This is a genomic window from Halomonas sp. OfavH-34-E (assembly GCF_024124525.1).
GTDB classification, from domain to species: domain Bacteria; phylum Pseudomonadota; class Gammaproteobacteria; order Pseudomonadales; family Halomonadaceae; genus Halomonas; species Halomonas litopenaei.
On sequence record NZ_JAMXRY010000022.1, the window covers coordinates 18,485 to 39,661 of the forward strand.

The window sequence follows — 21,177 nt, forward strand, 5'->3', positions numbered from 1 at the left end:
GCAGCATGTTCATGAACTCTCGTGCAGATCCCGGAGCACCGCGTCGCCGGCCAGGATCAACTCGGCCAGGCGCAGGTCCTCGGGGTGGGTGATCTTGATATTGTCGCGGCGACCGGCGACCAGTCGGGGCGCGCGGCCCAGGGCCTCAACCGCCGACGCCTCGTCGGTGATCCGGCCGACACCGATGCCGTCCGGCGCCAGCGCCCGCGCCAGAGCTTCCTGAAGCAGAGCAAAGCGAAATGCCTGGGGCGTCTGGGCCTGCCACAGACCCCGTCGGTCCTCGGTGTTCGCCACCGCCCCCTGGCCATCGTCACGCTTGATGGTATCCGCCACCGGCGAGGCCAGCAGCGCCCCGTCAGGGCTCGCTAGGGCAGCGTTGTAGAGCCGTGACAGGTCATCGGCGCTGACACAGGGGCGCGCCACGTCGTGCACCAGCACCAGGTCATCGGGGGCGCCTTGGGCGGCGACCGCCGCCAGGGCATTGACCACGCTGTGCACGCGCTCGGCGCCGCCGGCCACCCGCTGCCAGTCGGTAAAGGGGACCAGCGCCGGGTCGAACCAGTCGTCATCGGGCGCCAGGCACAGGCACAGCCGCGCCTCGGGAAAGCTCTGATGCAGCCGCGCCAGGGTATGCGCCAGCACCGGTCGCCCCGCCACTTCGAGATACTGCTTGGGGCAGGTCCCGCCGACCCGCTTGCCGACGCCCGCCGCCGGCACGATCAGCCACAGTCGGCTCATTCACTGGCCCCCTGGGCAGATCCCGGTGTCGGTTGGGCCACCGGGGCGACGTCGGTCTCGACCCCGGGCACCCAGAAGAACTGCTCGTCGGTGCGCACCATGCCCACATCGCTGCGAGCGCGTTCCTCGATGGCATCGAGACCGGTCTTGAGGTCCACCACCTCGGCGCTAAGGCGAGCATTGCGATCGCGCAGGGGCTGGTTTTCCGCCTCCAGCGCCGCCACCCGCCCGCTGACTTCATTCATTTCCATGACACCGCCCTGGCCCAGCCACAGTCGATACTGAAGCAGGGCGAGCAGTGCCAGCAGCACTATCGCCAAGGTCTTGAGCATGCAGGTACCGTCGACATTCGATTCGGCGCCTAGTATGCCATCGCCGCCCGGTCGGGGGCGAGTCGCGGGTCGGCCCATGTCACGATGGCCAGGAGAGCGCATCAAGACCAGAGGCACCAACGCAATCGGCCGACCCCGAGGGTCGGCCGACTCACTGGCGAGCGTTCTTGCGCTGGTTAAATGCCAACCGCTCTATAGCTGGAACGGCATACGGAAGGTCAGGCTGATATCCGAGGCGTCATCGGTCATGCCGATGCCCAGGTTGGTGACCACCGAGGTGGAATCGGTCATGGCGTAGGTGCCACCGATATTGAACACCCCGATAGTGGCGTCACTGCCGATAACCTCGGTCTCATTGCCACCTTCCGGAGTAATCTCGGTCTTGCGGATATATTCGTGGGAGTAGGACAACGCCAGACTCAGCCGCTCATTCAAGGCAAAGGCGGTACCGAAGCCTGCGCTGATGCTGTCACCCAGATCCACATCGGCGCGCTGATCACCCTCACCCGCCGAAATATCGTCGAAATCTTCCTCGATATTGTAGGTGTAGCCCAGGTTGGCGAAGACGATGGCCGGGTCCAGAGTCTTGAGTACCGACACCCCGGCAGTCACGCCCCAGACGCCGTTGCCGGTAGGCAATTCCTTGGGAACCGACAGGTTACCGGCGGTATCGGATTGCTCGATTTCGATGCCGTAGGGGTCCTTGCCGGTGGGCGCACGCACCCCCAGACTGACCACCACGTCGGGCCTCTCCACGGTCTCCGGCAGCAGCCGGTAGGACAGGCTCGCCGAGATATCACCTAGCCCGGCTTCATCGACGTCATCCTCCACATTGCGTTCTGTGGAGAACTCACCACCGATGGACTGGATGGTGGTGGTGCGATAGACGAAGGGCACATTGATGCTGGCTTCCAGCCGATCGGTCAGGCCATAACGGGTATTGATATCCAGGGTGGTAATGTGGGTCTCGACATTGTCGAGATTCAGCTCGCCGAGAAAGATGGCGTCCAGTGCCAGAAAGCCGCGTAGTGCCAGGCTATCCCGATCCGAGTAGGTGTAGGTGATCCCGGGTTCGATGGTCAGGCGATCGGAAAACAGCGCGTGCTCCTCGCGGAAAATATCCTGCACGCTGCGCGAGGCCTCCTGGGATTCCAGCGCTTCTTGCTGTTCGGCTCCGACGGTCTGTTGTGCAAGAGCAGGCGCCGCAGCACCGGCCAGTAAAAGGCCCGCCAACGGCGGGCAGAGCGTCCTGTTGATGACGATATTCACGTCGATCTCCTTGTCCCCGAATGAAATCGTTTGTACTTCTTGTCGAGCGTCTACTGCGCCCTTCTGCTCCCCTTCCAGCAGGGTCCCCCGACACTCCTGGTAAAGTGTAGTCAAATTGTGCGTTTACGACGGCCAAATCCTTCATAGCTGTCAACGCAGTGCCGCCGCGGACTTGATGCCGCTGAGCATGCCGGGTACCGCCCTGTCTCCCACCCCGGCCTGGTTACCCATATACAGCTGCAGCCGGGTCAGGTTGCGCACCTGCTGCATGTTGCTGGAGAGCTGGATCGCCTGATTCAGCCCGCCGCCGGGTACAATGGCCTGACTGATGCTGCCCATACCCGGAATGTCCACGGATACGCTCATGTTGTTGCCGACGGCGGATACCGCGATGGTACTGCCGGCGATGGAGCGGGTCAGATTGCCGCTGGTGTCCGGGCTCACTCCACCGAAGCTCGAGGCGTCCATGACATCGATGACCAGGTCATTGGCGGCGACGTTGAAGTCCCCCCCCGCCTGGATCGACTGCACCACGCCGGAGGCGTTGGCGGTGCCCCGATCGACTATCGTTGCACCGTTGCCAAGACTTGCCAGACCCGCGGCGCTCTCCACCACGGTAATGGTGGGCTGGAAGCTCACCGTGGGTTGGCCTCGACTCAGATCACCCAGCATCTGCGCCCCGGCAGATAGATGATCCCCCGCCGCGGTGCGCCATTCGCTGACCATCTGCACCCCGAAAAACATCAGGCGCCCCTTATCGGCGAAGCGCCCGCGCTGTTGTCCCAGTTCACTGTCGGATAGCTGACGCGCCTCGCTGAAACCCTCGAAGCGGTCAAAGTCGGTGGTGGCAGCCAACGCTGCCGGTGCGCCCAGAGCCAACGACAATGCCAACAGCATTGCCCAGTATTTCAGCCCTGGTCCCCTGTCATGTCCCATCATGGTGTTGCCCCCTGATCGACGGCGCCTTCCTGCTCGCCGCTGAGCCTTGCCGAAAGAGCGTTATCGTTATCAGAACAGTTCAGCGTGACGGAAACCGAAGTCGATCATCTGCTCGCGTGAGACGGGCGAAAACACGTCCTTCATTCGATGCGCCGTCAAAGGCTGGCGCGGATCGAGCAAGGCGGTATAGCGATCGAAGCCGTCGCCCACCACCGCGAAGATGATATTGTTCCAGGCGGCCATGAATTCGTCCCGGGACATCACCCGGTTGCCCAACGCCGGATCACCGACATAGACGCGATCTGCGCTGGCCTTCTTCATGACCACGAAGTGTTTGTAGCCGTTGAGGTCCAGTAGGACGATCACCGGAATCGAGACGTCATCCAGGGTCTCGGCGTCGACTTCATAGCCGCGCCCGCGTAGGCCCAGGGTCTCGACATAGTTCTTCAGATCCAGCAGGGAGAAGCCCTGCTGCTGTACCAGCTCCAGGTCGGCTACCTCCAGCATCCCCGCCAGCACGTCGTGCTCGGTGGTGTCGGGACGTTGGTAGGCGTACTTGAGCAGGGTGGCCAGCGAAGCGGCACCACAGGAAAAGTCGGTGCGCTGCTCGACCAGATTCTCGTAGCGACGCTCACGGATGGACTGCACGTCCTTGTTGATCACCGTCCCCGGCACGATCCCTCCCAGGCGAATGGTGGCAGCCTGGGTGTTGCCGAGTGGTAGTGCGAGGCCGATGGCCAGTGCCGCGGCCAGCGGCCAGCGTGGCAGTGTCATGACCTGTCCCCCGTATCCAGATGGTGAGTGTCGTATTGGCCAGCTTCTTGGTGAGCTTTGGCGCTGGTGTCTTGTTGGAAAGATCCCCGGCCCAGATGGGCCGGGGAATTCGCGCAGCGGAGACTGGTATCAGTTCTCGCCGCCCACGCCACCGGTGTTGCTTGAGTTCGCCATGCTGGAAGCAATCGACAGCGAGTTGCGCTGCATGTTGCCGGTGCCGGAGGCGATGTTGACGCCGATGTTGCCGGTGGCGCCGCGCAGGGCATTGCCGCTCAGAGTGGCAGTATTTTCCTGGTAGACCAGCACTTCATTGAAGGAGCTGCTGGAACCGGAAGCGGTGCCGGCCAGGCCAATCAGACCAGCCTCGACGAAGCCGAGAGAACCGCCTTCTTCACCCTCGAAACGACCGTCGTTGCCATCCGGGCCCTGGTCGTCGAAGTCAGCATGGCCCCACAGGGACTCGCCGCCGGGGTGGCTGTCGCCGCCCTGCCAGATTTCCGGATAGACGTCGTTGGTCTGCTCCCAGTTGCCCTCGTAGCTACCGACACCGCCACCGATGTAGCCACCGCCCAGTACCACGCCGGCGCTGAACTCGGAGCCGCTTTCCAGGGTCACGACCTGTCCTGCGGTGGTGGTGCTGTTGTTGTAGCTGGCCTGGACGCCGCCGGTGGTGGCGTCGGCGCTGCCGCTGGCGGTGTTGACGGCTGCCGCCAGGCTGTTGTGCTGGGCGTTGCCGATACCGGCCGCGACGTTGACGCCGATGTTGCCGCTGGCGTTACGCAGGGCGTTGCCACCCATCAGGGCAGTGTTCGGGCTGCCGGTGATGCCAGTCATGTTGTTGGAGGTGGACTGGAAGGAGAAGGAGGCCGCCTGGCCGAACACGGTGGCCGCGTCGGAAGATGACAGCGCGGCGTCGTTGGCCTGCTGGTTGTTGTCACCGGCGGCCACGTTGGCACCGATATTACCGGCAGCACCCTGCAGGGCATTGCCGCCCAGGGTCGCGTCATTGGTGGTCAGGTCTTGCGTGGCATAGTTGTTGTCGCTGAACTGCTTGCTGTCCACGGTGGCGCCGGAGTAGTTGTCATCTGTAACCAGGGCTCCACCGAGCGCACCCAGCCGCTTGTAGGTGTGGGAATCGTTCTTGATATGAACGTCGTAGCGGTTGTTGACGTCGGAATCCATGTAGGAATCGGTGTCAAAGCTGTTGTCCGCCAGTGCCGCCGGTGCGACCAGAAGTGCAGAGATGGCCAGAGCGAGCGGTGCTTTTTCGAAAGTTTTCATGATCGTTCTCCTGAATGAACCGTACTGTCTTTTCACTGCTTTTATTGACGTCACTCGTTGTCTTCCACGCTTGCTCTATTGGTTGAAGCGATAGCTGAAGCTGTTGCGAGTGGCGTTCCCCGTGCCGGCTGACTGGTTGACCTGAATCACTCCTCTGGCGCCCCCGAAGGTACTCTCATCGATCTCGAGATTCCGGATGGCGCTGTCGGAGCCATTGCTGCTCGACCCATTCAGCCCCTGCCTTGGTGCCAGCACCTGTTGCAGACTGTCGTCGCTCAGGCCGCTGACCGTGCTCCCCAGAGCCATGCCGAAGCTGTTGCTCTGAAGGTTGCCTATCCCCGCCGCCTGGTTGACGGACATCCACCCGGAGGCTCCACTAAAGGCGCCCTCCCTGATGGCGGTGCCCACCTCCATGCCGGCGAGTCGTTCGTCGATGCGCACCTGCTGCACCAGACGATTGTTGATGGTGGCGCCATCACCGATGGCCAGGGCGCCGCTGTTGGACTGCAGATTCTGGTTGCCCGCGGCCTGGTTGGCCGCCGCGACACCACTGACACCGCTGAGCGCCTGTCCGCTGATCACGCTGCTGCTGCGCAGGCCGCTCAGGTCCTGGCCCTGGGCCGGGTCCGGGCTCACCATCACCAGCCCGAAGGCGGCGGTAAGCACCAGGCTGCGAGTCAGCCGTACCGGCACGAATGAAGGCTTGAAGATCCGCATGATCAGCGCCTCCCGCCGGTCAGGGGCGCCAGCGCGCCAGTCACGGTATTGGCGATACCCGAGGTCGCCCCGATCACGCTGCCACCGGCTGCCGATCCGCCACCGACCGAGGTCGCTACCCGATTGCTGCTGCCCAGGGGGCCGGTGCCGAGATTGGCGCCGGTACCCAGGGCGCGGTGCATCTGACTCATGCCGCGGCCTACGCCGGCGGAGATACTGGCCGCCCGGGTGTCATCGAGCATGATCGCGGAGACCCCACCCATGCGGGTGTGAACGCTGCCGGTGGCGCTGCGCGCCATGTTGCTGCTGTGCATCAGGTCGGCACGGCCACGAATCGGCCCGCTTTCGCGATTGACGTAGCCGAATGGCGCAGTCTCGACCTCTCGCAGCATGATGATCTCGCCGGGCTGGACGCCGGGGCGAAGATCGGCGCCGAGGCTCTGGTCGGTCCCCACACCGACCAGGCCCACCGCTACTACCGCTGCGGCCAGGGCCAGACGCCACTGGCACGTCACGGCGTTCCCGCTTCCCCCTTGCCCTTCTTTGTGCTTCAGGTGTCCCATGGTGATCACCAGTCCCGTTGCGTAGTGACGTTGGCGCTCTGACGGTTGTTCAGCCCGTTGGCTGCGCGATGGCTGCTGTCGTCGCCCCCGCCTCCGGCACCTCGTCCCGGCCGTTCGTCCCAGAGGATGACGCCGTCGGCGTCGATTCCCTGCTCCGGCACGAAGCGGCCTCGAATTGTGTCCAGCGCCCCGTCATTGACGAGGTGCTGCTCCCCGGGAGCGCCGAACACCTGCTGCTCGTCGAGCATCGCGGTGTCCGATCGGGCCGACATGGATCCGGTGGCGGCCAGCGCCACACCGATCGCGATGGACGCGCCAAGGACTAGGGTCCGGCTGTTTGCGATCGTCTGGTTCATGTCGGCGTCTCCTCGGGTCCTGTTCCCGTTGCAGTGTTTCTCCTGCACAAAGAACAGAGCAATCGCCGTGCCAACTTATAATCTGTTGATTTATAGGTATTTTTATTTTTGTGCGAAATGAAGAGTGTTAAGCGGATGAAACAACGCACCTTCAGCCGATGAGAAAAAACAGCACAAAACATCGTCAACTATCTGTTTTGTCGGTGGTTTTCCAAAAAGTACCGTTACTGGTACAGCACAGAACTGAGCGATAGCGACAAACAGGCAAAGCGACGCTGCCAGCCTGGCACTATCGTGCTGAAGGGCCCGCGAGGCGGGGGTTTCAGAAGAAACAGCAAAAAAATGTGGCAGGGTGTGTTCAAGGACGACATTCGCGTTACGAGGGAAGCCGGCACCTTGTACGGATGGGGGAGAAATGTCAGAAATCGCATGATTGAGCACAGTCAAACCTGACCCATCAACAAGCAATACACTGATATAAAAGGTATTTTTTAGACATTCACCGCTTCAACACTGTCCCTCTGGCCAATGTTTCAACAAAGCAACACTTTTGCGCCAGGCCCATTTTTCGGGGGTACGAAGCATCAGCTTCGTCCGGATAGCGTCGACATCTTGCCGCGATCTCTCAACGTCGATAATCGGATCCGGATGCCAGAGCGCAGATACCAGGGAAGTAGAAGGACGCAGATACCAGGGTGATAGAAGGACCCAGATGCCAGGGCGATAGAAAGCCCCCAGATAGCAGAGCACTGGAACCTGGATGCAAAAAGCCCCGCTTGCAGCGGGGCTATCAAAGAGTGGTTTGCCGAGAGGTCATAGAGAGAAGAGAGCGCTGCGAGGAGAGACCTGCCGATAACGCCTCTTCACTACCGCTCGAACAGAATCAATGACACCAGTCCGTCAGGAGAAGGCAGCCTCCTGGGGAGGCGTACGAGAAATACCGTGCTTGTCGAGCAACCGATAGATGGTCACCCGGGAGACGCCAAGTTCCTTGGCGGCGGCGTTGACCCGGTACTTGTTGCGCCCCAGCGCCGAGAGCAGCGCATCACGCTCGGCTTCCTCGCGAACCTCTTCAAGCGTTATCTGGTGGCGGTTCAAGCCACGCCGTTCGATGCCGAGGTCCTCGGGCTGGATCAGACGGTTTTCGCACATCACCATGGCCCGGCGAACCCGATTGATCAGCTCGCGGACGTTGCCGGGCCAATGGTAGCGCTGCATCACCGACAGCGCCTCTCGGGAAAAGCCTTTCAGACAGGAGGCCTTCTCGCAGGAGAAGCGCTCGAAGAAGAAACGCGCCAGGATCTCGATATCTTCCGAGTGCTCGCGCAAGGCAGGTACCTGCACCTGGAGCACATTGAGCCGGTGATAGAGATCCTCCCGAAAGCGTCCCTCCTTCACCGCCAGCTCGAGATTGACGTGGGTCGCGGCGACGATACGCACGTCCACCGGAATATCCTCGAGCCCACCGACGCGCTGGATACAGCGCATTTCCAGAAAGCGCAGCAGGTTGACCTGAAGCTCCAGCGGCAGGTCGCCGATCTCGTCGAGGAACAGGGTGCCACCGTCGGCCGCCTCGATACGACCGATCTTGCGTTGCGAGGCACCGGTGAAGGCGCCCTTCTCGTGGCCGAACAGCTCTGACTGAATCAAATGCTCGGGCAGGGCGCCGCAGTTGATGGCGTGAAAGGGCTGGCGCGAACGCGTGGAGCGCTCGTGGATGGCCTGAGCCGTCAGCTCCTTGCCGGTACCGGACTCACCGCTGATGAACACCGGGGCATCGACCACCGCCACCTTGCGGATGGTCTTGAACAGGTTCCACATCACCGGCGTCGTACCGACGAACTCGTACTCGCTGTCTTCGGCGGCGGCCGACATGCGCTGTTCTTCACGGTCGCGCTGCTGCAGCATCGACAGTTCCGCAGCGTGCTCCATCAGGATCGACAGGCGTAGCAGATCCACCTGGGGCGACACCAGGGAGTGGCTCAGGTGGGCCATGATGCGACGCATCTCGGGATCGTCACACTGATCCGAGGTGCTGACCGCGATCCAGGGCCTTTCGCTTTTCAGGATCAGCGGTTCCAGATGGCGCAGGTCCTGACAGGACAGGTCCTCCAGTACCATGATGCCGACCCGGCAAGGGTCATCAGGCTGCAAGCGGCAATCCGACAGCGGCGACACCAGCGGATGCATCTGCCAGCCATTCGACTGCAATCCCTCCAGCAGGTGGCCGGCACGACCACCGGGGTCGCCGATCCACCAACTGCAACGTTGCTTGACGTCCATCGCCTGTCCCCTGAACCCAACCGCCCGCAGACACCAGCAACGATCGGACTGTCGCGCCAACGCGACTACGAACCCGACCGCTCTCGATCCATCTGCGCCTGCGTAATGTAATCGTTATCTCACATGAGTATCGGTTGAATCATAGCACCGTATTACGCTCTACCTCGAAACGGTAGTCCACGGTGAGCCGCCGCCACATACAGTTCGAGCTGTCGGGCTTCCTCTTGACAAAATCGCGCTACCGCATCGTTGAGGCGGGGATCATTGACATGATGCAAGGACGTCAGCCGGCGGGGGACGAAGCCCCGGGACACCTTGTGCTCACCCTGGGTACCGGGGTCAAAGCAGTCGAGGCCTCGCGCAAGGCAGTGTTCGATACCCTGGTAGTAGCAGGCTTCGAAGTGCAAACAGTCGGCCAGCACCTCGCTGCCCCAGTAGCGACCGTAGAGGGTTCGGGTTCCCTGAAGGCAGAGCGCGGCGGCCACCGGGCGGCCTTCAACAAAAGCTTGAACAAGCACAAGGTTTTCCGGCATATGACGGCGAAGCCGCTGAAAAAATACCTCGCTTAGATATCCTGTCGCACCTCTTTCGAGATAGGTGATGCGATAGCAGCGAAAGAAGTGGCGGATCGCCGCTTCGTCGATCTCGCTACCCTCGAGGCGCCGCAGTTCGATGCCCTGGTCGGCGACACGGCGACGCTCGCGTCTTACTTCCTTGCGCCGTTTCGAGGACATCGCCGCCAGGAATCCCTCGAAGTCGCCAAAGCCCTCGTCTCGCCATTGAAACTGCACGCCGCTTCGGGCGATCAACCCCGGACAGGCCTGTCGCCAGGCGGCCACCTCCGAGTCCTCGGCAAACAGCAGATGCCAGCCCGATAGCCCGGGGTCGTCTTGCCACTGGCTCGCCAGCATGGCCATGACGGTCTGCTCGTCTTCACCTTCTGCCAGTGCCAGGCGCGGGCCTGGCGCCGGGGTGAAGGGGATCGCGCTCACCGCCTTGGGGTAGTAGCGTCCCCCGGCACGCTCCCAGGCATCCGCCCAGCTCCAGTCGAACACGTACTCGCCCCAGGAGTGTTCCTTGAGGTAGTACGGCAGCAGGCCTACCAGTCGCGCCCCTCGCCACAGCGTCAGATGTCGAGGCTGCCAACCGGTGCCCTCCCCCACCGCACCGGTGGCCTCCAGCGCATCGAGAAATTCGTGACGGGCAAAGGGGTGGTCCGGGTCCACCAGGGCGTTCCAGTGCTCGGCCGGCACCTCGGCGACGGTCTCCAGGCACTTGACCGAAAGACCTTCCTCGGCGTGGCCGCCCTGTTCTTGCTGCGGGGATGATGGCGTCACAACCCACTCCTTGCGCTTTGCGATTCAGCCACAGAGTGCCAGACTTTGGAGGTGCTCGTCGCCGAGATCGTCGAAGGCGGCGACCACCGGCCACTCCCTGTAAAAAAACTACATATTCGACCAAAGCACTCGGTCAAGGGGGAGGAAATTGGCTTTTTATTTGGTAAAGTTACGTACCTGACCCGCATCAACACGTCTGAGGTTGACCATGGCTAGCCAGCAAGCTTCTTCGCTCGATCCCACCGTCGCCCGCGTCACCGAGCGCATCCGTGAGCGCTCCCGGCAAAGGCGCGCCCTCTACGAAGAGCGCATGGAGGCCCAGCATCGTCGCGGCGTCCATCGCTCCGAACTGTCCTGCGGCAACCTGGCCCACGGCTTTGCCGCGTGCGGCAGCGAGGACAAGAATCAGCTCAAGCTGATGAATAGCGCCAACCTCGGCATCATCTCGTCGTACAACGATATGCTGTCGGCGCACCAGCCGTTCGAGACCTTTCCCGAGGTGATTCGCGAAAGCGCCCGCCAGATGGGCTCTACCGCCCAGTTCGCCGGCGGTGTGCCGGCCATGTGCGACGGCGTCACCCAGGGCCAGCCGGGCATGGAGCTGTCGCTGTTCTCCCGCGACGTCATCGCCATGGCCACCGCAGTGGGCCTGTCGCACAACATGTTCGACGCCGCCCTCTATCTTGGCGTGTGCGACAAGATCGTGCCGGGCTTGTTCATCGGCGCGGCGCGCTTCGGCCACCTGCCGACTACCTTCATCCCGGCCGGGCCCATGCCCAGCGGCCTGCCCAACAAGGAAAAGGCCCGCGTCCGTCAGCTGTTCGCCGAGGGCAAGGTCGGCCGTGACGAGCTGCTGGAAGCCGAGTCCGAGAGCTACCACAGCCCCGGTACCTGCACCTTCTACGGCACCGCCAACTCCAACCAGCTGATGATGGAGTTCATGGGGCTGCACCTGCCGGGCGCTTCCTTCGTCAACCCCGGTACCGACATGCGCGAAGCGCTGACTCGTTTCGCCACCGAACAGACGATCCGCAATACCGAGCCCGGCGGCGACTACCGTCCGTTCTATCGCCAGATCGACGAGCGTGCCATCGTCAACGCCATGGTCGGCCTCTTGGCCTCCGGCGGCTCCACCAACCACACCATGCACCTGGTGGCCATGGCCGCGGCGGCGGGTATCACCATCAACTGGGATGACTTCTCGGAGCTGTCCTCCGCGGTGCCCAGCCTGACCCGGGTCTATCCCAACGGCCAGGCCGATATCAACCACTTCCAGGCCGCCGGCGGCATGAGCCTGCTGATCCGGGAGCTGCTCGGCGCGGGCCTGATCCACGGCGACATCCCGACGATATTCGGCACCGACCTGACCGCCTACACCCAGGAGCCCTTCCTCGAGGATGGCAAGCTGGTGTGGCGCGAAGGCCCCCTGGAAAGCCTCGACCCGGACGTGCTGCGCCCGGTATCCAACGCCTTTGCCGCCACCGGTGGCCTCAACGTGCTCGAGGGGAATCTCGGCCGTGGCGTCATCAAGGTGTCGGCGGTAGAGGCTCAGCACCGGGTCGTCGAGGCGCCGATCAAGATCTTCGAGGAACAGAACGACCTCAAGGCCGCCTTCGACGCCGGCGATCTCGACCGTGACGTCATCGTGGTGGTGCGCTTCCAGGGCCCCAAGGCCAATGGCATGCCCGAACTGCACAAGCTGACCCCCTACCTGGGCGTCCTGCAGGATCGCGGCTACAAGGTCGCCCTGGTCACCGACGGGCGCATGTCCGGTGCCTCGGGCAAGGTACCTGCGGCCATCCACATGACCCCGGAGGCGCTGGACGGTGGCCCGCTGGCCAGGCTGCGTGATGGCGATGTGGTGCGCCTGGACGCCGACAAGGGCGAGCTGTCTGTCGTGCTCAGCGACGCCGAATGGCGGGATCGTCCCAAGCGCGTGGCCGAACTGGACCACTACCATGTGGGGCTGGGTCGTGAACTGTTCGGCGGCTACCGTCACCTGGCCATGGGCGCCGAGGAAGGCGCCGGCGTCTTCGGTGGCTTCGAGGCCGACGACCTCGAGCGCCAGCAGGGACAGATCCACGACGAGGACGCCTGAGTTCGCCCATGACACGCCAAGCGCTGATCGGGGACATCGGCGGCACCAACGCACGCTTCGCGCTGGTGTCGCCGGGCAAGACTGCCCCCCACGACATCCTGACCCTGCCCTGTGCCGACTATCCCGGCGTGGTGGAGGCTGCCCGTGACTACCTCGAGCGGGTGGGCGCCAGCGGCGAGAAGGCCCCGCGGGAGGCGTGCCTGGCGTTCGCCTGTCCGGTGCACGCTGAACGGGTCAGCATGTCCAACAATCACTGGAGCTTCCTGAAGGGCGAGGTCAAGCGTGACCTTGCCCTGGATGACTTCAAGGTCATCAACGACTTCATGGCTCAGGCGCTCGGCGTCCCCCACGTCGATTCGCATGATCTGGTCAGCATCCAGACCGGCGAGGCCGAAGGGCATGCCGCTCGACTGGTCATCGGACCGGGCACCGGCCTCGGCATGGCTGGCGTCTTCCCGGCACGGCGCGCCTGGGTGCCACTGCCCAACGAGGGTGGCCATGCCAGCTTCGCGCCCACCGACGAACAGGAACTCGAGATCTATCGACGCTTCCACCGTCGCTATGGCCGGGTCAGTGTGGAACGCATCCTGTGCGGTCAGGGCCTGCTCGACCTTTACCGAGTACTGGCCGAGATCGATGGTCTGGAGGCCAGCGCCAGCACGCCGGCTCAAGTCACCGAGGCCGCCAACCGCGGCGACCCGCTGGGGCGTGATACCATTCTGCGCTTTCTCAAGATCCTCGGCGACGTGGCGGGCGACGCTGCGCTGACCCTGGGTGCGAGAGGCGGCGTCTACCTGTGTGGTGGCATCGTGCCACGGCTGATCGACTGGCTGCCTCACAGTGGGTTTCTCAGCGCCTTCTGCAACAAGGGAAGGATGCGCCCTTACAACGAAGCCATCTCCATCCAGGTGGTCACGGCCCCGTGGACGGGGCTGCTGGGCGCCGCCGAGGCGCTCCACAACGAGGAGGTCGAATGATTCCGGCAACGCTCAAGACACGTATCGACGAGGTAGAGGGCCAGGGGCACATCCACTGGGCCGGCCGCGACATCTGGGTGGCCAACGAGAGCTGGGGCCAGCTGGCGATCTCGTTGCAGGGCGCCCAGGTGCTTCACTTTCAACCTGCGCCCGACGCCACGCGAGCCGCAGGCGCATCTCCCGCGCCCGACCCCACGCGAGCCGCAGGCGCTTCTCCCGCCAAAGCCACCGTCGACAGCGGTGCGGATGATCCTCTGGTGCCCGCTGGCTGGCTGTGGGTGACCCCCACGCCCCAGGACGTGCCGGGTGCGATTCGTGGCGGCATCCCCCTGTGCTGGCCGTGGTTCGCCGACGAGAACACCGCCGACGAGTCCCCCGACCGCTCCGGCCCGATGCACGGCCCGGCGCGCAAGGCCGACTGGCAACTGGACGCGGTGGACGAGCACGAAGACGGCGTCGAGGTGCACCTGTCACTGCCACAGCGCCTGCACAGCCAGTTGCATCCCCGTGCGGTGGTCCAGGCCAACGCCCAGCGTCTGCACGTGGAGCTGATCACCGAGCACCTGGGCGAGACGCCGGTGAAGATGACCGCCGCCCTGCACAGCTATCTGGCGGTGGATCAGGTCTTCGCCTGTCGCGTCGAAGGCCTCGTCGGGGCCCGCTACCTGGACAAGCTCAAGGGCTTCGCCGAGAGCGAGCAGGTGGGTGAGCTCGGGGTCCGTGAAGGCGTCGATCGTATCTATCATTCCAACGCCGAGGTGGTGCTCGATGACGGCCAGCGCCGCCTGCGAGTGGCTCGCCAGAACAGCGACTCGGTGGTGGTGTGGAATCCCGGCGAGACACCCAACCCGGACACCCCGCTGGACGCCGCCCGCCGTTTTCTGTGCGTCGAGTCCGCCAACACCCGCCTCGATCCGGTGTGGCTGGTACCCGGCGCCCAGCATATGCTCGGCACCACCCTGTCGCTGGCCGACAACCACTGATCGACGAGGAATCCCGCCATGACCCCCGTGATCGCCTTTGGTGAAGCCCTGGTCGACATGCTCTCCAGTCGTCTCGGTGATGCCGCCGAGGGACCAGAGACCTTCACCCCCTACGCCGGTGGCGCGCCGGCCAACGTGGCCGTGGCCTGTGCGCGACTGGGACTGACCAGTCGCTTTCTCGGCATGCTGGGCGACGACCACTTCGGCGACTTCCTGGCCCGTGAGCTCGAGCACCACGGCGTCGACGTCTCCGGCGTATCGCGCACCCGCGAGGCCCGCACCGCCCTGGCCTTCGTCTCCCGCGACGCAGACGGCGAGCGCACCTTCGACTTCTATCGTCCTCCCGCCGCCGACCTGTTGTATCGCACCGAGCATCTGCCCCATGGAGTGTTCAGCGAGCCCGCCATCGTCCACCTGTGCAGCAACAGCCTTACGGACGATGCCATCGCCGCCACCTCCCTGGCGATCACCGAGATGGCCTCCCGGGCTGGCTGTCTGGTCAGCGTCGATGCCAACCTGCGTCACAACCTCTGGCCCGAGCACAGCATCGACGTCGGCCTGGTCACCCGCCTGCTCGACCAGGCCGACCTGATCAAGCTGTCCACCGATGAACTCGACGCCCTGCGGGGTGATCACCCACGTGACGACTGGCTGGCCGAACGCCTGGCCGCCGGTGCTCGCCTGATCGTGATCACCGATGGTCCCGGTGCGGTCGCCGCCCACACCACCCAGGGCGTCAAGCGCATGACACCGCCGCCGGTCAAGGCGGTCGATACCACCGCCGGTGGCGATGCCTTTATCGGCGGTCTGCTGGCGGCTCTGGCCGACCACGACTGGCAGCGCCCCAACTGGCAGCACGACGAGGCCTTCCTCGAACGCGCCCTGACCCTGGCCTGTCGCTGCGGCGCCCACGCGGTGACGCGCCCCGGCGCCTACGCGGCCCTGCCGCGCCGCGAAGACGTGATCGACAGCTGACATCACGACAACCTCGGGTGACCCGAAAGTCCCCCGCCGCCATGCCAGGGCCTATCGCCTCCCCGCCCCGGCATGGCGCCAGCGATTGACCAGCCTGTGGACGATCAGCGGCAGAAAGATGGCAGCCACCGCGCAGCCCTGGAACCAGGCCAGACGATAAGGGTGCGCCCATGCGCCCGAGTATCCAGTCAGGATCCCCGTGCAGGTCAGCACGATGGCCGCGGTGATCGTTGCCGCCAACCACTCGAGCCTGACCCAGCGCCGCGACCAGCGGTATACCACGACTCCTTCGACCAGCGACAGCAACACAACCCCCCACGAGTGGTAGCCCAGGGTCATCCCCCAGGACACACCACCCCGATACTCCCTGCCCAGGTAATCGGCGATCTCATGACCGACGCTGTACCCCACCACCAGTAGCAGAAAGCGCAGTCCTGGTAGTCCAAGCACGCGGTAAAGCAATCCTAGCTTCATTGACGGCCTATTCCATCACTGCGTTGACGGCTTGGGTCAGGCCAGGTCCCTGGCCTGCACCAGATGCCTTCCGGCTGGCGCGCTGATGGCGCCCTGCACCAGCGCCTCGGCGATGCGGGCCACCGGACTGGGTCGCCACTGGCGCGGCAGCAGCGGACGCAGACCGCGAGAAAGCGCGAGCCCCAGGCGCTCGGCGTGGCGCACCTCGGCTCGCTCACCGTCGATCAGGCCCGGCCTGACCAAGGTCAGGCTGGGGTAGTCGAGGTCGAGCAACTCGGCTTCCAGTTCGCCCTTGACCCGGGAGTAGAAGAAGCGCGAGCCACGATCGGCGCCTAGCGCCGAGTTCAAGGCAAAGCGTTCGGCACCGGCGGCTCTGGCGCGGCGCGCAAACCACAGCGGCAACTCGAGATCCACACGTCGAAAGGCCTCTCGCGAGCCGGCGGCCTTGAGGGTGGTGCCCAGTGCGCAGATCACGCCATCCGCCTTCCACCACTCGTCATTCCCCGCCAGCACCTGTGCATCACCTCGTCCAGTCTTGTCCGGTCGCAGTGACTCCAGATCGGCGAAATCGACGACCGGGGCGGCTAGCCTTGGGTGCTCCAGCGTCAGCGGTCGGCGTACCGGTGCCCGCACCTCGGTGACGTCGGGATGGGCCAATGCCTGGCGCAGCGCCTCGCTACCCACCAACCCCGTCGCGCCCAGTATCAACAGTTTCATAGGTTTTCTCCGCTCGCTCAGGCAACCATCATCCCATGGCGGCGGACAAAAAAAATCCGGCCAGAGGCCGGATCAAGGACAGCACCAGCTGTCGAGAGAGCACATGGATAGGCATGACGCCCTTCCGGTGCAGAGAGCTCAGGAATCATGACGAAGCGGCCAGCGCCGCTTCGTCATCGAGCATTCGGTGATGGCTTCAGTGATGGAAACGATCCGCGGCTTCCTTGGCCAGGGCGCGGATGGCGTCCCAGTCACCGGCGTCGACCAGCGACTTCGGGGTCAGCCAGGAGCCGCCCACGCACATGACGTTAGGCAGCGCCAGGTACTCGGAGGCGTTGCCCAGGTTGATGCCGCCGGTGGGGCAGAAGCGAGCCTCGCCAATGGGGCCGGCGAAGGCCTTGAGCGCCTTGACGCCACCGCTGGCTTCGGCCGGGAAGAACTTGAAGCGACGATAGCCGTACTGCCAGCCGGTCATCAGCTCGGAGATGGTGGCCACCCCCGGCAGCATCGGCACCGGGCTCTCGACGCCATAGCGGTAAAGCGCCTCGGTGGCGCCCGGGGTCACCACGAAGTCGGCACCAGCCTGCTCGACCTGACGATACTGGGCAGGTGTCAGCACGGTACCGGCGGCGATGCTGGCCTGGGGCAGCTCCTTCTTCAGCCGGGCGATGGCCTCGATCGCGCAGTCGGTGCGCAGGGTCACCTCGAGCACGCTGAGACCGCCTTCGACCAGGGCGCGGCCCATGGGCACGGCGTCCTCGATGCGATCGATGACGATCACCGGGATCACCTCGGCCTTCAGGCAGATGCTGTCGAGCTCGGTGGTGCGGGTAGACGGAAGCTGTTTTTCAATGGTCATGAGCGTGGCTCCAGGAAATCAGGGCGCCCAGTAGACGGCCAGCGGGCAGCTAAGAAAGGCACGAATGGGCAGTTCACGTACGTTGTCACCGGCCATGGCGCTTCCCAGCACGGCGCGCTTGTCGTCACCGGTCAGGTGCAGGTAATGGCGGCGGGCATGGTGCAGGCGCTCGGCGCTCAGGGTAATGCGCGCCTGGGGCTGGCTCGGTGTGCGCACCGCCACCACATGGGCATCGGTGCTCAGTGCCAGGTCCAGTTCGCGACTGTCAGGAAAAAGTGAGGCGGTATGGCCATCACCGCCCATCCCCAGGATGACTACCGATGCCGGCCAGGAGAGGCCCGTCAGTCGCTGGGCGACCTCGTCGGTGCCTTCCTCGGGGGTATCGTGTTCGGTGGTGAGCGGGACAAAGGTGGCCGCCTCGGCCCGGTTGATCAGCAGGTGCTTCCTGACCAGCCGGGCGTTGGAATCGTCGGCCTCGGCAGCGACCCAGCGCTCGTCGGCCAGGGTCACGTCGACCCGATCCCAGGGCAGAGTTTCCTGGGACAGTGCCTCGAAGAACGGCACCGGGGTGGAGCCGCCGGACACGATCAGCAGGGCGCGATCCTGGGACGACAGATCCTCGCGCAGCGCCGTGGCCACGGTCTGGGCCAACTGGTGCGCCAGTTGCTCGCGGGGAGACGGAGAAAGTTGCTCGCTGCTCATGTCAGTAGTCCTCGTACCAGCTACGTCCGTCCTGGGTGATCATGGCGATGGAGGCCACCGGCCCCCAGGAGCCTGCCGGATAGCGGCGCGGCGGCTCGTCACGATCCTGCCAGGTAGCGATCAGCTCGTCGCACCAGTGCCAGGCATGCTCGACCTCGTCACGCCGAACGAACAGGTACTGCTGGCCCTTCATGACTTCGAGCAGCAGACGCTCGTAGGCGTCGGGGATACGTGCCTTGGGGAAGGCGCTGTTGAAGTCCAGGTGCAGCGGGCCACGGCGCAGGCGCATGCCCTTGTCGAGACCACTGTCCTTGGTCAGCACCTCGAGGCGGATACCTTCCTCCGGCTGCAGCCGGATGATCAGCTTGTTGGCGGCCAGCGCCCGCTGATCCGGGTCGAAGATATAGTGCGGCTGCTGACGGAAGTGGATCACGATCTGTGACAGCTTCTCGGGCATGCGCTTGCCGGTACGCAGGTAGAAGGGCACGCCGGCCCAGCGCCAGTTGGACACCTCGGTCTTCATCGCCACGAAGGTCTCGGTATGGCTGCGGGTATTGGCGCCTTCTTCCTCGAGATAGCCGGGTACACTGGTGCCGTCGCTGGTGCCGGCGGTGTACTGTCCGCGCACCACGTCACGTCCGATCATGTCGTCGGTGAATGGCTTGAGCGCCTTGAGCACCTTGACCTTCTCGTCGCGGATGGCGTCGGCGTCGAGGTTGGCCGGCGGGTCCATGGCGATCAGGCAGACCAGCTGCAGCAGGTGGTTCTGGACCATGTCCCTGAGCTGGCCAGCCTCGTCGAAGTAGCCCCAGCGGCCCTCGATGCCGACCTTCTCGGCCACCGTGATCTCCACGTGGGAAATATGGTTCTGGTTCCACTGGGTTCCGAACAGCGGATTGGCAAAGCGCAGCGCGATCAGGTTCTGCACCGTCTCCTTGCCCAGGTAGTGGTCGATACGATAGACCCGTGACTCGGGGAACACCGCCCCCACCGCATCGTTGACCTCCCGCGACGACTCCAGGTCGTAGCCGATCGGCTTCTCCACCACCACGCGGCTTTGCTCGTCCAGGCTGCCACTGGCCTCGAGGTGGCGGCAGATATCGCCATACAGGCTCGCCCCCACCGCCAGATAGACCACCAACGGGCGCTGCTGACCGCCCTGCTCACGCCACTCGGCGATGGCGCCATAGCCTTCCACCGTGGTGAAGTCCACCGACAGGAAGGACAGGCGATCGAGGAAACGGGCGACCACCTTGTCATCGAGCTCGCTCGACTTGACGTATTCCTTCAAGGAGCCATGGATGCGCTCGCGGAAGGCCTCCTGGTCGATGTCCTGACGCGCCAGGCCAAGAAGCCGGGTGTCGTCATGCAAGAGCCCCTCGCGGTCCAGCTGGTAGAGCGCCGGGAACAGCTTGCGGCGAGACAGGTCGCCCAGGGCGCCGAACAACGCCAGATCGATGTCGGTACGCTCGGCGTCACCGGATCGGGTGTGTCGTGTCATAACCGTCCTCGTTTGGTGGTAGACCCCTGGATATCGCAGAAGGCTATCGAGCGAGATGTGTCCTGCTTACCGTCAGGGTATCTAAGTTTACAAAAAAATGGTCAACTTTCGACGGCCAGATTGAAAAATATTTTGTAAACTTACACAAAATATCCCGCTGGCGCGCTTATACGTTGGATGTAGATCGGTGGAGCGCTAGGATAGCCGCCAATACGTAGTTAAATCACCACATCCCCAGAGAGAATTGTCTCGGGTACCCCAATAAATGCGCCGCTGCCCGCGCACCACCGCGCAGTTGCCCGCGCCTTTCGTCACGGAGCCGACCTCGACCATGGTTCGCCACGACCTTATCGAACGCATTCGCACCCGCCTCGACGAGCTCAACCGCTCCGAGCGCAAGGTCGCCGACGTCATTCTGGCCGACCCCGCCGCTGCAACCGGCATGAGTATCGCCAGTTTGGCTCAAGCTGCCTCGGTCAGCGAACCCACCGTCAATCGCTTCTGCCGAAATTTCGAGGCCAAGGGCTATCCCGACTTCAAGATCCAGCTGGCCCAGAGCCTGGCCGGCGGCACCCCCTATGTCAGCCAGGCGGTGGAACCCGATGACGGTGCCGAGGCCTACAGCGGCAAAATCTTCGGCGCCACCATCGCGGCGCTGGACCTCGCCAGTCGGGAGGTCGCTCCCGAGCGCATCGAGCGCATGGTCGACTACCTGATCCAGGCCAAGCAGATCCACTTCTTCGGACTCGGTGCCTCCGGCGCGGTGGCCCAGGACGCCCAGCACAAGTTCTTTCGCTTCAACCTGCCGGTCAGCGCCTACATCGACGTACTGATGCAACGCATGGTCGCCTCGGCCTGCCACACCGGCGACGTGGTGGTGGTACTGTCCTATACCGGGCGCACCCGGGAACTGGTCGACATCGCCGCCCTGGCCCGTGAAAACGGTGCCGTGGTGCTCGGTATCACCGCGCCGGACTCACCTTTGTCGCGCCAGTGCACCGAAACCCTTGCGGTCAGCGCGCCCGAAGACACCGACCACTACATGCCGATGACCTCACGCATGGTACAGCTTGCTCTGATCGACGTGCTGGCCACCGGCGTCACCCTGCGTCGCGGCGAGGACTTCCTGCACCACCTAAAGAAGATCAAGGACAGTCTGCGCAGCACAAGGTACAGCGTCGACGAGTGACAACAACGTCAGGCCCGCTCCTCGGCTTGCCTCCTTAGCGTATTGGCACAACAATAGCGGCCTGTCTTGTGTCCCTGTCCGCACGCCGCCATCCATACCATTGCCAGGAAGCC

General features: G+C 64.0%; 21 protein-coding genes. 5 read left to right on the forward strand and 16 right to left on the reverse strand.

Annotated features, from left to right (window positions below; genetic code table 11):
- Positions 1-9: 9 nt before the first annotated feature.
- The 11 genes from ispD to NH448_RS11210 form a co-directional block, all read right to left on the reverse strand.
- Positions 10-738 carry a 2-C-methyl-D-erythritol 4-phosphate cytidylyltransferase gene (ispD, locus tag NH448_RS11160; RefSeq protein ID WP_045991031.1) on the reverse strand — a complete coding sequence of 243 codons (729 nt, stop codon included), beginning with the start codon at positions 736-738 and terminating at the stop codon, positions 10-12.
- Positions 735-1,070, reverse strand: a complete 336-nt coding sequence (gene ftsB, locus NH448_RS11165) for a cell division protein FtsB (RefSeq protein ID WP_045991030.1) — start codon at positions 1,068-1,070, stop codon at positions 735-737. Before ftsB ends, ispD begins: the two co-directional genes overlap by 4 nt.
- Positions 1,071-1,262: 192 nt before the next feature.
- On the reverse strand, positions 1,263-2,339 hold the full coding sequence (locus tag NH448_RS11170; protein ID WP_231498461.1) for a transporter: 1,077 nt from the start codon (positions 2,337-2,339) through the stop codon (positions 1,263-1,265).
- Positions 2,340-2,489: 150 nt separating this feature from the next.
- Positions 2,490-3,278: a hypothetical protein gene (locus tag NH448_RS11175; RefSeq protein ID WP_124802684.1), complete on the reverse strand. Its 789-nt coding sequence runs from the start codon at positions 3,276-3,278 to the stop codon at positions 2,490-2,492.
- Positions 3,279-3,347: 69 nt separating this feature from the next.
- Complete coding sequence (locus NH448_RS11180; protein WP_045991029.1) at positions 3,348-4,052, reverse strand: C39 family peptidase; 705 nt, start codon at positions 4,050-4,052, stop codon at positions 3,348-3,350.
- Between the two features lie 129 nt (positions 4,053-4,181).
- Positions 4,182-5,333: a hypothetical protein gene (locus NH448_RS11185; RefSeq protein ID WP_052704198.1), complete on the reverse strand. Its 1,152-nt coding sequence runs from the start codon at positions 5,331-5,333 to the stop codon at positions 4,182-4,184.
- Between the two features lie 75 nt (positions 5,334-5,408).
- Positions 5,409-6,050 carry a hypothetical protein gene (locus tag NH448_RS11190; RefSeq protein WP_045991028.1) on the reverse strand — a complete coding sequence of 214 codons (642 nt, stop codon included), beginning with the start codon at positions 6,048-6,050 and terminating at the stop codon, positions 5,409-5,411.
- Positions 6,051-6,052: 2 nt separating this feature from the next.
- Complete coding sequence (locus NH448_RS11195) at positions 6,053-6,565, reverse strand: hypothetical protein (RefSeq protein WP_045991027.1); 513 nt, start codon at positions 6,563-6,565, stop codon at positions 6,053-6,055.
- A 53-nt stretch (positions 6,566-6,618) separates the two neighbouring features.
- Entirely contained in the window at positions 6,619-6,969 is a 351-nt protein-coding gene (locus NH448_RS11200) for a hypothetical protein (RefSeq protein ID WP_045991026.1), read from the reverse strand.
- A 900-nt stretch (positions 6,970-7,869) separates the two neighbouring features.
- Complete coding sequence (locus NH448_RS11205) at positions 7,870-9,252, reverse strand: sigma-54 dependent transcriptional regulator (protein WP_239452493.1); 1,383 nt, start codon at positions 9,250-9,252, stop codon at positions 7,870-7,872.
- Positions 9,253-9,404: 152 nt separating this feature from the next.
- Positions 9,405-10,523: a GNAT family N-acetyltransferase gene (locus tag NH448_RS11210; RefSeq protein ID WP_204248907.1), complete on the reverse strand. Its 1,119-nt coding sequence runs from the start codon at positions 10,521-10,523 to the stop codon at positions 9,405-9,407.
- Between the two features lie 274 nt (positions 10,524-10,797).
- Between NH448_RS11210 and edd the strand changes: the two genes are divergently transcribed.
- Genes edd through NH448_RS11230 form a run of 4 tightly spaced genes read left to right on the forward strand, consistent with a single transcriptional unit; the run spans position 10,798 to position 15,622 of the window.
- Positions 10,798-12,687 carry a phosphogluconate dehydratase gene (edd, locus tag NH448_RS11215; protein ID WP_045991024.1) on the forward strand — a complete coding sequence of 630 codons (1,890 nt, stop codon included), beginning with the start codon at positions 10,798-10,800 and terminating at the stop codon, positions 12,685-12,687.
- A gap of 8 nt (positions 12,688-12,695) precedes the next feature.
- Positions 12,696-13,664 (forward strand): glucokinase, encoded by a 969-nt coding sequence (gene glk / locus NH448_RS11220; protein ID WP_045991023.1) that lies wholly within the window; start codon positions 12,696-12,698, stop codon positions 13,662-13,664.
- A complete protein-coding gene (locus tag NH448_RS11225) occupies positions 13,661-14,647 on the forward strand; it encodes a D-hexose-6-phosphate mutarotase (protein ID WP_045991022.1) in 987 nt (328 codons plus the stop codon). Before glk ends, NH448_RS11225 begins: the two co-directional genes overlap by 4 nt.
- An 18-nt stretch (positions 14,648-14,665) precedes the next feature.
- Complete coding sequence (locus NH448_RS11230) at positions 14,666-15,622, forward strand: carbohydrate kinase (RefSeq protein ID WP_045991021.1); 957 nt, start codon at positions 14,666-14,668, stop codon at positions 15,620-15,622.
- Between the two features lie 51 nt (positions 15,623-15,673).
- Here the strand turns inward: NH448_RS11230 and NH448_RS11235 are convergent, their stop codons facing one another.
- From NH448_RS11235 to zwf, 5 genes are all read right to left on the reverse strand, one after another.
- Complete coding sequence (locus NH448_RS11235) at positions 15,674-16,096, reverse strand: hypothetical protein (RefSeq protein WP_253028788.1); 423 nt, start codon at positions 16,094-16,096, stop codon at positions 15,674-15,676.
- A 36-nt stretch (positions 16,097-16,132) separates the two neighbouring features.
- The gene (locus NH448_RS11240; protein ID WP_045991019.1) at positions 16,133-16,813 is read right to left on the reverse strand and encodes an NAD(P)H-binding protein; all 681 of its coding nucleotides are present in this window, start codon (positions 16,811-16,813) and stop codon (positions 16,133-16,135) included.
- 196 nt (positions 16,814-17,009) lie between these two features.
- Complete coding sequence (locus NH448_RS11245; protein WP_045991018.1) at positions 17,010-17,672, reverse strand: bifunctional 4-hydroxy-2-oxoglutarate aldolase/2-dehydro-3-deoxy-phosphogluconate aldolase; 663 nt, start codon at positions 17,670-17,672, stop codon at positions 17,010-17,012.
- A gap of 18 nt (positions 17,673-17,690) precedes the next feature.
- Entirely contained in the window at positions 17,691-18,374 is a 684-nt protein-coding gene (pgl, locus tag NH448_RS11250) for a 6-phosphogluconolactonase (protein ID WP_045991017.1), read from the reverse strand.
- Position 18,375: 1 nt separating this feature from the next.
- A complete protein-coding gene (gene zwf, locus NH448_RS11255; RefSeq protein WP_045991016.1) occupies positions 18,376-19,875 on the reverse strand; it encodes a glucose-6-phosphate dehydrogenase in 1,500 nt (499 codons plus the stop codon).
- A gap of 331 nt (positions 19,876-20,206) precedes the next feature.
- Here zwf and NH448_RS11260 point away from each other — a divergent pair, with 331 nt between their 5' ends.
- Positions 20,207-21,064, forward strand: coding sequence for a MurR/RpiR family transcriptional regulator (locus NH448_RS11260; RefSeq protein ID WP_045991062.1), 858 nt, complete (start codon positions 20,207-20,209; stop codon positions 21,062-21,064).
- Positions 21,065-21,177 lie beyond the last annotated feature (113 nt).

Excerpts from the sequence above, each read along its gene's own strand:
- ispD (WP_045991031.1), bottom strand. The coding sequence starts at position 738 with ATGAGCCGACTGTGGCTGATCGTGCCGGCGGCGGGCGTCGGCAAGCGG.
- ftsB (WP_045991030.1), bottom strand. The coding sequence starts at position 1,070 with ATGCTCAAGACCTTGGCGATAGTGCTGCTGGCACTGCTCGCCCTGCTT.
- NH448_RS11175 (WP_124802684.1), bottom strand. The coding sequence starts at position 3,278 with ATGATGGGACATGACAGGGGACCAGGGCTGAAATACTGGGCAATGCTG.
- NH448_RS11180 (WP_045991029.1), bottom strand. The coding sequence starts at position 4,052 with ATGACACTGCCACGCTGGCCGCTGGCCGCGGCACTGGCCATCGGCCTC.
- NH448_RS11185 (WP_052704198.1), bottom strand. The coding sequence starts at position 5,333 with ATGAAAACTTTCGAAAAAGCACCGCTCGCTCTGGCCATCTCTGCACTT.
- NH448_RS11190 (WP_045991028.1), bottom strand. The coding sequence starts at position 6,050 with ATGCGGATCTTCAAGCCTTCATTCGTGCCGGTACGGCTGACTCGCAGC.
- NH448_RS11200 (WP_045991026.1), bottom strand. The coding sequence starts at position 6,969 with ATGAACCAGACGATCGCAAACAGCCGGACCCTAGTCCTTGGCGCGTCC.
- NH448_RS11205 (WP_239452493.1), bottom strand. The coding sequence starts at position 9,252 with ATGGACGTCAAGCAACGTTGCAGTTGGTGGATCGGCGACCCCGGTGGT.
- edd (WP_045991024.1), top strand. The coding sequence starts at position 10,798 with ATGGCTAGCCAGCAAGCTTCTTCGCTCGATCCCACCGTCGCCCGCGTC.
- glk (WP_045991023.1), top strand. The coding sequence starts at position 12,696 with ATGACACGCCAAGCGCTGATCGGGGACATCGGCGGCACCAACGCACGC.
- NH448_RS11225 (WP_045991022.1), top strand. The coding sequence starts at position 13,661 with ATGATTCCGGCAACGCTCAAGACACGTATCGACGAGGTAGAGGGCCAG.
- NH448_RS11230 (WP_045991021.1), top strand. The coding sequence starts at position 14,666 with ATGACCCCCGTGATCGCCTTTGGTGAAGCCCTGGTCGACATGCTCTCC.
- NH448_RS11235 (WP_253028788.1), bottom strand. The coding sequence starts at position 16,096 with ATGAAGCTAGGATTGCTTTACCGCGTGCTTGGACTACCAGGACTGCGC.
- NH448_RS11240 (WP_045991019.1), bottom strand. The coding sequence starts at position 16,813 with ATGAAACTGTTGATACTGGGCGCGACGGGGTTGGTGGGTAGCGAGGCG.
- NH448_RS11245 (WP_045991018.1), bottom strand. The coding sequence starts at position 17,672 with ATGACCATTGAAAAACAGCTTCCGTCTACCCGCACCACCGAGCTCGAC.
- pgl (WP_045991017.1), bottom strand. The coding sequence starts at position 18,374 with ATGAGCAGCGAGCAACTTTCTCCGTCTCCCCGCGAGCAACTGGCGCAC.
- zwf (WP_045991016.1), bottom strand. The coding sequence starts at position 19,875 with ATGACACGACACACCCGATCCGGTGACGCCGAGCGTACCGACATCGAT.
- NH448_RS11260 (WP_045991062.1), top strand. The coding sequence starts at position 20,207 with ATGGTTCGCCACGACCTTATCGAACGCATTCGCACCCGCCTCGACGAG.